We start from the raw sequence: 14336 nt of genomic DNA, 5'->3' as shown, positions 1-14336 counted from the left end.
GCCTCGGCCTGATCCGGACGGGGGTTTGTGCACAGGCTCTCAGCCGACAGCCGGGCGATGCCCTGGCCGTCCTCGGCGGTGCCTGCGCAGCTCGCCCAGCGCGGCTCGCCCCGGCCGCCCCCGTGCTGCCTCGACCGGTCCCGGAAGGCCGTCCGTACCCTCCAGGTGCCGGGCCAGCGACCGGACGGTCGGGTACCGGAACATCTCCACCCGGGTCGGCGGCCGCGGGCAGATGTCCTTCAGGTCCTTCAGGCGGGCCATGACACGCATCAGCAGCAGCGAATCGCCGCCGACCTCGAAGAAGTTGTCGTCCATGCCGACCCGGTCCAACCGCAGCACCTCCCGCCAGATCCCGGCGACGGCAGACTGGGCGCGGTCGCCGACGTCCCCGTCCGGCCCGTCGGATCCGGCCGAGTTGCAGGGCCTGGGGAGTGCCTTGCGGTCGGTCTTGCCGTTGGCGGTGAGCGGCAGCCGGTCGAGTTCGACGAAAGCGGCGGGGATCATGTAGCCGGGCAGCAGGGCGGCCAGATGCGCCCGCAACAGGCCCGCCGCGACACCGGGTTCGCGCGGTACGACGTAGCCCACGAGCCGCCGGTCCCCCGGTGTGTCCTCTCGGACCACGACCGCGGCCTCGGCCACCGCCGGGTGGCCGCGAAGCGCGGCCTCGATCTCACCGGGCTCGATCCGGTAACCGTGCAGTTTGACCTGGTCGTCGACGCGGCCGAGGCATTCCAGCCGCCCGTCGAGGAGTTGACGTACGAGATCGCCCGTGCGGTACAGCACCCCACCGTCCGGGCCGAGGGTGTCGGGTACGAAGCGCTCGGCGGTGAGTTCCGGCCGGTTCAGGTATCCCGAGGCGACTGAGGCGCCACCGATGTGCAGTTCCCCCGGCAGGCCGGGTGGCAGTGGCCGGCGCCACCGGTCGAGCACGTGAAACCGGGTGTTGGCGATCGGTCGGCCGATGGTGATCGAGCGGGCGGAGGTCACCTCGACCGTCGAGGACCAGATCGTGGTCTCCGTGGGGCCGTACATGTTCCACAGCCGCGTGCCCCGGGCCAGAAGCGCCTCGGCGAGATCGGCCGGCAGTGGCTCGCCGCCGCACAGCATCCGCAGCCCCGCGCCGCCGGGGCGGCCGCTCCACCCCGCGTCGAGAAGCATCCGCCAGGTGGCCGGGGTGGCCTGCATGACGGTGGGCCGCCTCGCCTCCAGCAACTCGCGCAGGAGAAAGCCGTCCGCCGCGGTCTCGGCCGATGCCAGTTCGACGCACCCCCCGGTGGCCAACGGCACGTACAGCTCCAGGCCCGCGATGTCGAAGCAGACCGTCGTGACCGCGAGCAGCCGGTCCCGTTCGGTGAAACCGGGCTCGCGCGCCATCGCGCACACGAAGTTCGTCAGCGCCCGGTGACTCACCCGCACGCCCTTGGGATGTCCCGTGGAGCCGGAGGTGTAGATGACGTAGGCATCCGTGGCGGGGTCGACATCGGCCCCGGACTCCGCGGTGCCCGCGAGCACTTCGGGCCACGCCCGGTCGAGGACGAGGACGTCGGCGCCACCGGAGGGCAGCTCGCCGGCGATCTCCGACTCGGTGACCAGCAGGCCCAGTGCGGTGTCGCCGATGATGTACGCGATGCGGTCGAGCGGGTAGACGGGGTCCAACGGCACATACGCGGCACCGGACTTCATCACGGCCAGCAGGGCCACCACGAGGTCGGTGGAACGCTTCAGGTACACCCCGACCATCCGGCCGGGCCCGATGCCCCGCGCGCGCAGATGACCGGCGAGCAGCGACGACCGGCGGTCGAGCTCGCCGAAGTCCAAGGCTGCGCCCTGCGAGATCACCGCCTGGGCGTCGGGGCGCATCCCGGCCTGCCGGGCGATCAACTGGTGGACACAGCAGTGCGACGGGAAGTCGGCTGCCGTGTCGTTGGCCTCTTCCACCACCCGCCACGCCTGCTGCCCGCCCAGCTCGATCGCGGCCACCTCGCGATCGCCCGCCGCCGCGGCGGCCCGCAGGAAAGCGGCCGCGTACGCCGCGGTCGGTCCTGCCGTGCCCCGGCTGAACGCGCCCTCGGCGACCACCCACTGGCACGGCCCGTCGCGGAGCGGGATGCGGATCAGCAGTGCCGTGCCTTCGGGCGGCGCGGCGGGGCCTGTGGTGTCCCGGACGAACTCGACGGCGATGGGCAGTCCCGGCTGCGCGGGCCGGCGGTCCCGCAGCCGCGGGTACCGGATCCACAGGTCGTGCGGGTACGGACCGCGCCGGGTCGCCTCGGCCAGCCGCCGACCCACCTCCGCACCGAGGTCGGCCATGGTGCGCCCGTCCGGGCCCGGGAGGCGCAGCGGAGCGTACGCGCTGTACAGCGCGTCGACCGTGGGATGCCCGGTCTTCCCGTCCGGGAGACGCACATGCACATCGGTCCCGGTCTCCACCCCGATGCGGGTGAGGAAGGCCAGGAAGGCGGTGAGCAGCCACTGTTCACGGACGAGCCCGGCGGCCACCGCCGCGCGCTCCACCTGGTCGGGGAGGGCGATCCGGTACGCGGTGCGCGGGACGTCCGGGCGGGCCGGCGGTGTGTCGCGGTACGGCAGGTCGGCGGGTACGAGATCGGTGAGGCGCCGTAACCAGAACGGTTCGGCCCGCAGCCGAACCGTCTCGGCTTCGGTCGCCGCGTCGAGAAGCGCCGGATCGACCGCGGGCAGTCGACACCCCGGCAGACAGCCGAGGTCGGCCAGGTCCGACGCGGTGAGCGGTTCGCCCCGGGAAGTGGTGAGCCCGGTCAGCCGCACGTCGTGATCGGCAGTCGTCACCACGACGCCGTCGGCGCCCGCCTCCACCACGGTCCCGGAGGGCCGCCCCGAGCCCGTCGGCAGCACCGCGAGGCCGCCCACCACTACCGGTCCCGCGGGGAAGGCGGCCTTGGCGGTGCCGAAGGCGTTGGGGTGCGGCCCGAACTCGGTGGCGCGCACGGCGGCGTCGAGTTCGCGTGCGTTCCGCTCCCAGGAAAGGAACCCGCCGCCCACCGGCCGATCGAAGCGGCCGTGGTAGGCGAATCGGGAGAGGTCCTGGGGCCGCCGCTCGGCCCGTCCCTCGGCCAGGGCGTCGATCAGCTCGCCGAAGGACTCGACACCCGCTTCGAGGCACGTGACGTTGAGCGTGTGGCTGGTGTCCTCCTCGCTCACCGGGACCGGCCGCTGCAGGAGGATGTCGCCGGTGTCGGCCCGTGCGGTCATGACGTGCCAGGTGACGCCGTGCGAGGTCGCCCGTTCGCGGATCGCCCACGTGGTCGCGTGGAGTCCGGCGTGCCGGGGAAGCGGGCCGTCATGGAAGTTGATCGCCAACTCCCTTGGCAAGCTGAGCACTTGTTCCGGGAGCATGCGCAGATTGGCGATGCTGAAGAGGTAGTCGAACGGCCCCGCGGCAGCCACACGCGAGGCCAGATCCGGGCCGAAGCCGGCCGCGGGCAGGCCACCGCGCTCGGCCCACTCCCGGACCTTGTCGTCGGAGGAGACGACGCCGAGCACCCGGTGGCCGCGCTCCCTCAACAGCTCGGCGCACGCGGCGACCATCGAGTTCTCGCCGATCAGAAAACAACTGAACGTACGACGCGGCACGTCTCGCACCTTTCCTGCGGAGGCATACCGCCCGACGTGTTCCATCTACACCCCCAGTGGGTTTCTTGGCCGAATTCCATCGAAAAATGGTGGCGAATTTCGTCAATCGAGTTCCGCGACCACGGAAGCAAGCGAATTTCCGAGGAGATATCGACCTGGACGCGTTCAGAACCGTCTCCTTCAGGGGCGTCAAGCACTCCCTGCGACGGCAACCATGGACAGTGGCCCGAAATCGGGCAATTAGCCACCGATCGCAGGCACTTCGTCACCCATGGTCTCCAGTCGTGCGCAGATAGTCAACAAGCTCAGGTAAATCATTTAATGCGAATTAAATTTCGGAAGATGCCCTGCTCCGACGAATCGTTATTTCCGATACCGCGGTTTACGCCCTGAGCGCGTTGGGCAGCAAGCCTCTCGTGGATTGCGGCATCACACCATCGCGATGAGCGTCGGAATTCCGGTCGGAATCCCTTTTTCCCGTTCACGCCGTCATTCACTGACGCCGAGTACTCCCCCACGCACACACCACCGCACACACCACGGCGAAGAGGTCGGTATCCATGAGGGACTTGACCGAGGGCCGCGGCACGGTTCCCGCAACTGCCGCCCAGCTCCAGATCTACAACCACTTCCAACTCCACCCCGAGGACGCGGCGTTCAACCTGGCTGCCTCATTCCAGTTACACGGCGTCACCGACGTCGCGCGCATGCGCACCGCCCTGGGGCGCCTCGTGCTCGGCGTCCGGGCTTTCAACACCTCGTTCGAGCGCCGCGACGGCATCGTTCACGCGGTTCGGCACCGCCCGGCCCTCTCGCCGGAGGACGTGGTGCCCGTCACCCGCCTCGCGGGGCCAGGACGGGAGGAGGTGCCGCGCAGGCTGGCCGAGTCCGCCGACCGAATCATCCCGCCGGACTCTCCCGTCCAGTACAGCGACCACATCTACGTGGCCGAGGACGGTGTCTTCGTCAACCTCCTCGTCAGCCACCTGGTGTGCGACGCCTACACCTTCTATCAGTGCGTCCCGGAGCTGGAACGGCTGTACCTCTCACCCGACGCCGAGTTGTCGCCCTCCACTGCCGACGATCCCGGATCCCTGGTCACCGGAACCGTCCCAGCCACCCCGGCGGCCAAGGAGTTCTTCCGCCGACGGCTCGGCCGGCTGGCGACCTTCGCCGATGACCGGCTCCTCGGCAGCCGTACCCCGGGCGGCGCGCTCCCCGGCCGTCAGCGCAGCCTGTTGCTCGACGCCGGGCTGAGCGCACGGCTGCGCGCCCGCGCCGAAGCCCTGGACTGCAGCCCGTTCGCCCTCTTTCTCAGCGCCTTCTTGGTCACCCACTCCCGGATCACAGGACGCCGCCAGATCGTCACCGGGGTGCCCCTGGCCAACCGGCGCGGCATCCGGCAGCGCAGCGCCTGGGGCTACTTCGTCAACACCCTGCCGCTCTCCGTGGACCTCGACGCGTACCGGACGTTCGGCGAACTCTGCCGCGATGTGCGGGAGACCACCCATGAAATGCTGCGCCACCAGAGCTTCGAAGTGGCCGCGCACGCCCAGGAGGTGTGCCCGCGGGCGGCCGCCAAGCGGGCGTTCGCCTTCGACAGCGCCTTCACCTTCTACAGGCAGCCGCTCCGCATCAGCCTGCCCGGTTGCGCCACCGAGTACCTGCCGCTGCCCCGCCGGCTCGCCAAGTACCCGTTCTCGATGAACATCGAGGACTGCGGGGACCGCTTCACCGTCAACGTCGAGTGCTCCGAGGAGCAGTGGGGCACCGACCCGCTCGGCGTCATGCGCCAAGTCCTCGGCCAGGTCGCCGACACCGGGGCGGACCTGCCGCTGCGTACGGTGTCCGCCCTGGGCAGCACGGCCGAGGCGGACCTGCTGGGCCGTATCAACCCCGGAAGCGGCCCCTCTGCCGACCGGACCGTGTACCCCACCCCGGCCTCGCTCGCCTCCTGGTTCGACGACACCGCCCGCCGCCGACCGGATCGCGTCGCGGTGCGGGACGGGCCACTGAACGTCACCTACCAGGAGCTCCGGGAGCGGGCCGACCGTATCGCCCGGGCCTTGGTGAGCGAAGTGCCCGGGGAACACGTGGGCGTGGCCATGGCACGCGGAGCCGACCTGATCGCCGTCATCCTCGGGGTGCTCAAGGCCGGCAAGGCCTACGTCCCGCTGGATCCCGCCGCGCCCGCCCACCGCATCAGCCGCATCCTGGAGAGCTTTCCCGACGGCCTCACCGTGGTGGCGGACGAGCGGCGCCGGCCGGACTCGGGCACCCGGCACCTCGACGCTCAAACGCTGCTGGCATCGGACTTTCCGGCGCCCACGCCGGAACCGGCGCCGTCCCCGGACAGCTGTGCCTACGTCATCTTCACCTCGGGCTCCACGGGGCGCCCCAAGGGGGTACAGGTCACCCATCACAACGTCATGCGACTGTTCCTCGCCGCCGAGGAGCTCTTCGACTTCGGACCCGAGGACGTCTGGAGCCTCTTCCACTCGTGCGCCTTCGACTTCTCGGTGTGGGAGATCTTCGGCGCGCTGCTCCACGGCGGTCGCCTCTCGATCGTGCCCGCCGCGACGGCCCGCTCCCCTGAGCAGTTCCGCGACTTCCTCGCCGAGCACCGGGTGACCGTGCTCAACCAGACCCCCTCCGCGTTCGGGCAGTTGCTCAAAGTCCTGCGCCCCGGCGACCGTCAGTCGCTCGCCGTCCGCTACGTGGTCTTCGGTGGAGAAGCCCTGCGCTACGCGTCGCTACGCCCTTGGTACGACGCCATGGGTGACCGTGCGCAGCTGGTCAACATGTACGGGATCACCGAGACCACGGTGCATGTGACCCACCACGCCATCTCACCCGGCGAAGCGCTCACCGAGCGTGCCTCCCTCATCGGCCGGCCGCTGGGCGACCTGACCGTCTCCATCGTCGATCCCGACGGCCATCAGTGCCCGCCCGGGGTACCCGGCGAGATCGTCGTCGCCGGAGCGGGGGTGACCGCCGGATACCTGGGCCTCCCCCACCTCACCGCGGAACGCTTCGTAGACCACCGCGGGCGGGCCGCCTATCGCAGCGGCGATCTGGGCCTCGCCCGGCCGGACGGCTCCCTGGTGCACCTGGGCCGCATCGACCACCAGGTACAACTGAGCGGCTTCAGGATCGAACTGGGCGACGTCGAGACGGCGTTGCTCTCCGTGGACGGCGTGCGTGAGTGCGCCGTACGCATGGATGAGCGCGATCCCGCCCACCGTGCGCTCGTCGGCTTCTTCTCCGGTCACGACGCTCCATGCCCCCGCGAGGTGCGCAGGCAGCTGTGTGGCCGGCTGCCCGGATATATGGTGCCCGCCCGCCTGGTGCCGGTGGACGCCTTGCCGCTGAACGTCAACGGCAAGGTGGACGTCGACGCACTGCCCTGGCCCGGGACGTGCACCGAGGCGGAGTCCCGGCCCGACGGTGCGGCCCCGGACCGGGGGGCCGACGGTGCGCTGTCCGCCGAGGCGCTCGTGCTGGCCGTCTGGCAGAAGGTCCTGCCCGGCACCGAGATCGACCTGGACGACAACTTCTTCGACATCGGAGGCTCCTCGATGCACGTGGCAGACATGCATCAGCGGCTGCGGGAGCAACTGCCCGGCCTGCGCATCGAAATGATCGACCTCTTCACCTACACCACGGTGCGGCGGCTGGCCGCGCACATCGACAACGGACAGGTGATCCATGCCTGAGCAAGCTCCGGCCACCGGACTCACCGCGTCGGTCGCGGTCATCGGGGTGGCAGGACGGTTCCCCGGCGCCGACGGCATCCCGGAGTTCTGGCGGAACCTGACGGAAGGCCGGGACGCGGTACGCGAGTTCGCCTCGGAGGAAATGATGGCCGCGGGGGTGACCCCGCGCCAACTCGCGGACCCCGCCCGGGTCAAAGCCGGTGCCGTCCTCGACGGCGCAGACCTCTTCGACGCCGACTTCTTCCGGACCACCGCCCGGGACGCGGCGCTCATGGACCCGCAGCACCGGCTCTTCCTCACCTGCGCCTGGGAGGCGATGGAGGACGCGGGGCTCGCCGCCGACGGCGCCGAGCGCACCGGGGTCTTCGCGAGCTGCAGTATCAGCACGTACCTGCTCGCCCAAGTGCTGCGTTCGTCCGTGCGCGCCGACGAGACGCTGACCTACCCGATCCTGATGGGCAACGACAAGGACTTCCTGGCCACCCGGGTCTCGTACAAGCTCGGCCTCACCGGTCCGAGCATGAACGTGCAGACCGCCTGTTCCAGCTCGCTGACCGCGGTCCACCTGGCCTGCGCGTCGCTGGAGCGGGGCGAGTGCGACACGGCCCTGGTCGGCGGGGCCAGCATCACCGTGCCGCAGACTGCGGGTTACCCCTACCAGGAGGGCGGCATCCTCTCCCGCGACGGGCACTGCCGCGTCTTCGACTCCCGGTCCGACGGGACGGTCAAGGGGAACGGCTGCGGTGTCGTCGTCCTCAAACCGCTCGACCGGGCTCGCACCGACGGCGACCGGGTGTATGCCGTGATCAGGGGAACCGCGGTCAACAACGACGGATCGGCGAAGATCGGCTATGCCGCCCCGGGCCCGGCCGGCCAGGAATCGGTGGTCCGGGCCGCCCTGGAGGCCTCCGGGGTACGCGCCGACCACATCGGATACGTCGAGACCCACGGCACCGGCACCGCGCTCGGTGACCCGCTGGAGCTCAACGCCCTCGCCGCCGCCCACCGGTCCGCCGGAGGCCCGGAACCCGGCTGTGCCATCGGCAGCGTCAAGGCCGTCGTCGGGCATCTGGACGCGGCGGCCGGAGTCACCGGGCTGATCAAGGCGGCGCTGGTGCTGCACCACCGGACCGTGCCGCCGCAGGCCAACTTCACCGAGCCCAACCCCCGGCTCCGACTGGACTCTCTGCCGTACTCCGTGCCCACCGCCGTGCGATCCGGTATCCCGGTGCGCGCGGCGGCAGTCAGCTCCTTCGGCCTCGGCGGCACCAACGTCCACTGCGTCCTGACGGCCGCGCCCCCGCCCGAGGCCGCCCCGGACCCGGTGCCGGGGCAGCGGTATCCGGTGGTCCTCTCCGCCAGGGACGACGAGGCCCTGGCCACCACCGTTCTGCGGCTGCACGAGCACCTGTCCGCGGCGGACGGGACGTGCGTACGGGACCTCGCCTACACCCTGGCCATGGGCCGCACCGCGATGGCCCGACGGTACGCCTTCTCCGCCGCCGATCAGCACGAGGTCCTCACCGCACTGCGCGCCTACCCCGACTCCCCTGCTCCCGCAGCATCCGACGGGGGCGGCCCGGCGGACGCGTTCGTACGGGGCTGGCTGGCAGGACGAACACCGCCGTGGACCTTCGGCACGGCACGCAAGGTGCCCCTGCCGCCGTACCCGCTCCGGCCCGTGCGGCACTGGGTCGAGGCCGACCTGGAGACGGCTGCGGGGAGCGCCCGGACGGCTCCGGAAGTCTCCCCGGCCGACAGCGACACCGTGCTGGAGCAGGTCGTCTCGGTGCTGGAGAAGCACCTCGGCGTGACCGGGGTGCTTCCCGAGGACGACTACTTCGACCTCGGCGGGGATTCCATGCTCGCCGTGGAGATCGCCACCTCACTGCGCGGTCTGACCGGGGTCTCCCTGGATCTCGACGCGTTCGGCCAGTGCCGGACCCCCCGCCGCATGGCCGCGCACATCTGCGACGCACTCGACGAGGGACCGCAAGGCGAACCGGCCACGAGAGGAACGATCGTGGTGCGGCCCGGTCACGGCCGACCGCTGTTCCTCGTGCACCCCGCGGGCGGCACCAACCTCGGGTACTTCCGGCTGGTCGCGGCCTCCCGCGGACACGATCCGGTCTCCGCGGTGACGTTCCCCACCGACCCGGCGGCCCAGCCGGGCACCCTGCGCGAACTCGCCGCGCTCTACGTCGAGCAGATCCGAGCAGAGCAGCCGCACGGACCGTACCGCCTCGCCGGCTACTCCTTCGGCGGCAATGTCGTCTTCGAGATGGCGCTGCAGCTCCGGCGCGCGGGAGAGCGGGTCGCCCCGCCGATCCTGATCGACAGCTATCCGCCGGAGTGCTATGTGGGCGGCCACATCGGCGAGGAGGACTTCGACCGGGCACTGCCGCTGCTCCTGCGGGCAGCCGCCGTCACGGTCGACGGCGAGCAGGCCGGTCTCTTGCGCCGCAACGGCTTCGACGCGATCTGGCGGCACAACCACGAGCTGCTCAAGGGCTATTACCCCGACCGGCGCCTCGAAGGCGACATCATCCTGCTGAGGGCCGAGGAGGACGAGGACTCGCTCCAGCTGGACGAGGCCCTGGGCATCCGCCGGCTCGACAAGACCCTGTGGCGGACGCACGTGGGCGGCGGGCTGCGGATTCGCGCCGTCCCCGGCAGCCACTTCACCATGTTCCAGGAGGGCGACCGGATCCGGGCGCTCGCCGCCGCGTTCGACGAGGTGCTGTCCGGTCCCGGTGACCCGAACGGCCAAACCCTGAACCGCAGTTGACGCAGGTCCGCCGACGATTACCCCCATGGTGACAAGCGATGACAGGAGCACCTCCATGACGCAGACCACGGGCCACGAGGCCCCGCTCGACGGCGTTGCCCACACCGCGCTGTGGACCGCTGACATGCGGGCACGCGAATCCGCCAGGCCCGACCCCCTTTGTGTCGACCCCTGGGCCGCGCGGTTCGTCGAGGCCGGCGGCCCGCCACCCGAGTTCCCCGCGAACGAGCTGATGCGCCGGGTGCTCCCCGACTGGCTGGCGGTCCGCACCAGGTTCTTCGACGACCACCTGCTGGCCGCCGCACGCTCCGGCTGTCGCCAGGTCGTCATCCTGGCCGCCGGTCTCGACACCCGGTCGCTACGGCTGGACTGGCCCGAAGGGACCCGTGTCTACGAGGTCGACCTGCCCGCCCTGCACGCGTTCAAGGAACGCGCGCTCAAGGAAGCCCCGGAGACTGCCGGGGCCCTGCGGAACGCGTCGAACCGAATCCCCGTACCGGCCGACCTGAGCGGCTCCTGGGAGACCGCGCTGACCGACGCGGGCCTGGACCCCGGACAGCCCACGGCGTGGCTCTGCGAGGGCGCGATGTTCTACTTCTCGGAGGCGCAGACCGAGCACATCGTCGCCACGCTCACCCGGCTCTCGGCACCGGGCAGCACGCTCGGTGTCGACTGCCTCAACGCCGAGCGCGGAGAGTCCGCGTTCATGCACAACTGGCTCGGCGCCCTCGCCGCCAACGGCACGCCCTGGCTCTGGCAGATCGCCGACCCCGAGCGCTGGTGGGCCGAACGCGGCTGGGACGCCCTGCCCGTCGACCTGTTCAGCCTGCCGTACCTCGTCCAACGCTTCGCTGCCTACCCGCAGTTGAGCGACAGTTCGGAGAGCGAAGCCATGCTCCTGATCACCGGCGAGCGGTCCGTCGGCGGGAGGACTGCCACGCGCTCCACATGATGGGTCATCCCTCAGCGGAGCCCCATGCCCCCTGGAGGCTCTCGCTGAACGGGCCGGGACGGCGGACCTTTCACTGCGCCGCCGTCCCACCCCGTTCAGCGAACCTGCGACCCGTGGCCGGCGGCGAGTTCGCCGCTGAGTGTCTCGTGGATCCGGGCACTGGGTTCGTTGAGGCCGGTGATCTCGACGGTTTTGCCGCGCTGGGCGTATTTGGTCTCGATGGCGTCCAGGGCGGCGACGGAGGAGGCGTCCCAGATGTGAGCGGCGGACAGGTCGATGACGACCTTGTCGGGGTCGGTGGCGTAGTCGAACTGGCCGACGAGGTCATTGGAGGAGGCGAAGAACAGCTCACCCGTCACCCGGTAGACGACTGTGGTGCCGTCGGGGTCGGTGACGGCCGTGACCTCGGCGAGGTGGGCGACGCGCTTCGCGAAGATGACCATCGCGGTGATCGAGCCGACGACGACGCCGATGGCGAGGTTGTGGGTGGCGACCACGCATACGACGGTGACCACCATGACGAGGATCTCCCCGGCCGGCATCCTCTTCAGCGTCTTCGGCGCGATGGAGTGCCAGTCGAAGGTGGCGACCGACACCATGACCATCACCGCGACCAGCGCCGCCATCGGGATGTCGGAGACGACCGGCCCGAAGACGACGCACAGCACCATCAGGAACGCGCCGGCCAGGAACGTCGACAGCCGGGTACGGGCACCGGACACCCGCACGTTGATCATCGTCTGGCCGATCATCGCGCAGCCACCCATGCCGCCGAAGAAGCCGGTGACGATGTTGGCGACGCCCTGGCCGAGGGACTCGCGGGTCTTGGAGGAGTGGGTGTCGGTGATGTCGTCGACCAGCTTGGCCGTCATCAGCGACTCCATCAGGCCGACGAGCGCCATGGCGAGCGCGTACGGCGCGACGGTCGTCAGCGTGTCCACGGTGAACGGCACGTCCGGCAGCCCCGGGACCGGCAGCGACGACGGCAGGTCACCCTTGTCACCCACGGTCGGCACCGCGATCCCGGCCGCGACCGTGGTAACGGTGAGGATGGCGATGGACACGAGCGGCGCCGGGACCACTGTCGTGATCTTCGGGAAGAACACCATCAGCGCCAGCCCTGCCGCGATCAGCGGATAGACCAGCCAGGGCACGTCCGTCATCTCCGGCACCTGCGCCATGAAGATGAGGATGGCCAGGGAGTTGACGAAGCCGACCATCACGCTCCGCGGCACGAACCGCATCAGCTTCGCCACCCCGAGCGCGCCGAGGATGATCTGGAACAGGCCGGCCAGGATCACGGCCGCGACCAGATAGCCGAAGCCGTGCTCGCGGTTGAGCGGAGCGATGACCAGGGCGACGGCACCCGTGGCCGCGGAGATCATCGCCGGCCGGCCGCCGACGATCGCGATGGTCACGGCCATGGTGAACGAGGCGAACAGGCCGACCGCCGGATCGACCCCGGCGATGATCGAGAACGAGATCGCCTCCGGGATCAGCGCCAGGGCAACCACGAGACCGGCCAGCAACTCGGTGCGCAGCACCTTCGGGTCGGACAGCCACGTGGGGCGCCGGGAGCCACGCAGCCAGGAGGCCGGGGACAGAGCTGAGGAGGACAAGAGAGGAACCTGTCGTGCTCGGGCACACCCGGTATCACGGCGGGCGCGCAAAGGAGGCGGGGGACCAGGGAGGGCCCGGGGGTGGCGGACCTCGTGGTCAGCGGGCAGCAACAAAGCCACCGGCGAGGGCACCGCGCGCTGCCTGGGGGCGAAGGGTCACGGCGGGCAGGCAGCGGCGCCGGGGAGCACGGACATGCGCACGCTCTCTCTCCTGCTTGTGGGGCATCGGTCTTCGCCGGGGGCTTCATCGGCCCCGGCACGGCTGATGGTCACGGGACGGCATCCCGCACCATGGGAACGGACACGGCAAGCTGCCGCCCCGACGCCAGAACTCTACCCTAACGTTAGGGTAGAGATCAGCGCAGGCCGCCCCCGGCCACCGCCAGGAGACGAGAAAGGCACCCCGCGTGAGCAGTGAGCACATGCAGATCGGTGAGGTCGCCGCACGGACCGAGCTGTCGCTGCGCACCATCCGGCACTACGAGGAGACTGGTCTCGTCATCCCCTCCGCCCGCTCCCAGGGCGGCTTCCGTCTCTACACGGATGCCGATGTCGCCCGCCTGATGGTCATCCGCCGCCTGAAGCCGCTCGGCTTCACCCTCGACGAGATGCGCGCCCTGCTCGACGCCACCGACAGCCTCGACTCCGCCGAGGAACTGCCGCCCGAGAAGCGCGAGGAACTGTTGGAGCTGATCCGCGGCTTCGAACAGGCCGCCCAGCAGCGGGTCGAGGATCTGCGCACCCAGCTGGCCCGGGCGGAGGAGTTCGCGGGGACGCTGCGTGAGCGCCTGGGGCGGAACCAGATCGCCAGCGCATAAGGAGAGCAGGCGGAGGTGTCGGCGGTCGCAGTCCAAGCCGCCGTGATCATGGACCGTCAGCGGCTGCAGTCCGAGGCCGACCAGGCCAAGGAACTGGCCGAGGGCAACCGCATCCGCACCGCGCTCCTGGCCGCCGTGAGCCATGACCTGCGCACCCCGCTCCGGGCATCAAGGCGGCGGTGACGTCCCTGCGTTCGGACGACGTCGAGTGGTCCGAGGAGGACCACTCGGAGCCGCTGGACTCAATCGCCGGACGTCTGCCCCCGGCGCGGCACTTGGGGCGACTTCGCAGCCTCGGCCTCCGCCTTGGCGTCGCTCACCGCGGCGGCGGCTTGCTTCTCGGCCTCGTCGGCTGCCGCTGCCGCGTCGAGCGAAACCGTCCAGCCTGCATCGAGCTCCGGAGTCCGGCCTTCGTCCGACGCGTCGGCGGTGGCCGCTTCCTCAGGTTGCACGGTTTGGGGAGCACCCGCCGCCGACTGGTCACCGAACGCACGGGTGACGGTCCGAACCGCCTCGGTCAGCTCCCCCGGGATCACCCAGAACGTGTTGTTGTCGCTGCCCGCCAAGTGCGGGAGCGTCTCCAGGTATTTGTAGGCCAGGACCTTCGGGTCGGCATTGTTGCGATGGACGGCCTGGAAGACGAGCTCCACCGCCTTTGCCTCACCGTCCGCCCGCAAGATCATGGCCTGCTGCGTGCCCTGCGCCTCCAGGATGTCCTTCTGCCTCGTGCCTTCCGCTGTAAGGATCTTGGCTTGCCGCTCCCCTTCTGCGTGCAGGATGGCCGCGCGCTTGTCACGCTCGGCCCGCATCTGCTTCTCCATCGCTTCCTTG

7 protein-coding genes and 1 pseudogene are annotated in these 14336 nt (G+C 70.5%); 5 read left to right on the top strand and 3 right to left on the bottom strand.

Going from position 1 to position 14336, the window contains the following annotated elements; all coding sequences use genetic code 11:
* Positions 1-39: 39 nt before the first annotated feature.
* Complete coding sequence (locus GFH49_RS22750) at positions 40-3612, bottom strand: amino acid adenylation domain-containing protein (protein ID WP_230396436.1); 3573 nt, start codon at positions 3610-3612, stop codon at positions 40-42.
* 560 nt (positions 3613-4172) lie between these two features.
* Here GFH49_RS22750 and GFH49_RS22745 point away from each other — a divergent pair.
* The 3 genes from GFH49_RS22745 to GFH49_RS22735 are packed head-to-tail and all read left to right on the top strand — an operon-like array spanning position 4173 to position 11068.
* Positions 4173-7328, top strand: coding sequence for a non-ribosomal peptide synthetase (locus tag GFH49_RS22745; RefSeq protein WP_155057957.1), 3156 nt, complete (start codon positions 4173-4175; stop codon positions 7326-7328).
* The gene (locus GFH49_RS22740; protein WP_155057956.1) at positions 7321-10116 is read left to right on the top strand and encodes a polyketide synthase; all 2796 of its coding nucleotides are present in this window, start codon (positions 7321-7323) and stop codon (positions 10114-10116) included. The genes GFH49_RS22745 and GFH49_RS22740 overlap by 8 nt, the downstream gene beginning before the upstream one ends.
* 55 nt (positions 10117-10171) lie before the next feature.
* Positions 10172-11068 (top strand): SAM-dependent methyltransferase, encoded by an 897-nt coding sequence (locus GFH49_RS22735; RefSeq protein ID WP_155057955.1) that lies wholly within the window; start codon positions 10172-10174, stop codon positions 11066-11068.
* A 95-nt stretch (positions 11069-11163) separates the two neighbouring features.
* Here GFH49_RS22735 and GFH49_RS22730 read toward each other — a convergent pair whose 3' ends face one another.
* Positions 11164-12687 carry a SulP family inorganic anion transporter gene (locus tag GFH49_RS22730; protein ID WP_155057954.1) on the bottom strand — a complete coding sequence of 508 codons (1524 nt, stop codon included), beginning with the start codon at positions 12685-12687 and terminating at the stop codon, positions 11164-11166.
* A gap of 407 nt (positions 12688-13094) precedes the next feature.
* On the opposite strand from GFH49_RS22730, the gene GFH49_RS22725 reads away from it, so the two are divergent.
* Positions 13095-13505 (top strand): MerR family transcriptional regulator, encoded by a 411-nt coding sequence (locus GFH49_RS22725; protein ID WP_155057953.1) that lies wholly within the window; start codon positions 13095-13097, stop codon positions 13503-13505.
* A gap of 15 nt (positions 13506-13520) precedes the next feature.
* A pseudogene (locus GFH49_RS22720) lies at positions 13521-13753 on the top strand (histidine kinase dimerization/phospho-acceptor domain-containing protein); the annotation flags it as partial.
* Here the strand turns inward: GFH49_RS22720 and GFH49_RS22715 are convergent.
* On the bottom strand, positions 13748-14336 hold a 589-nt coding region (locus GFH49_RS22715), incomplete at its 5' end, for an SPFH domain-containing protein (protein WP_196218096.1). The pseudogene GFH49_RS22720 and the gene GFH49_RS22715 overlap by 6 nt on opposite strands.

It is taken from the genome of Streptomyces blattellae, assembly GCF_009709555.1.
GTDB classification, from domain to species: Bacteria; Actinomycetota; Actinomycetes; order Streptomycetales; family Streptomycetaceae; genus Streptomyces; species Streptomyces blattellae.
Note: the sequence above shows the minus strand (reverse complement) of the source record. Positions and strands in the feature narration are given on the sequence as shown.

Coding starts and splice junctions, on each gene's coding strand:
- GFH49_RS22745 (WP_155057957.1), top strand. CDS start 4,173: ATGAGGGACTTGACCGAGGGCCGCGGCACGGTTCCCGCAACTGCCGCC.
- GFH49_RS22740 (WP_155057956.1), top strand. CDS start 7,321: ATGCCTGAGCAAGCTCCGGCCACCGGACTCACCGCGTCGGTCGCGGTC.
- GFH49_RS22735 (WP_155057955.1), top strand. CDS start 10,172: ATGACGCAGACCACGGGCCACGAGGCCCCGCTCGACGGCGTTGCCCAC.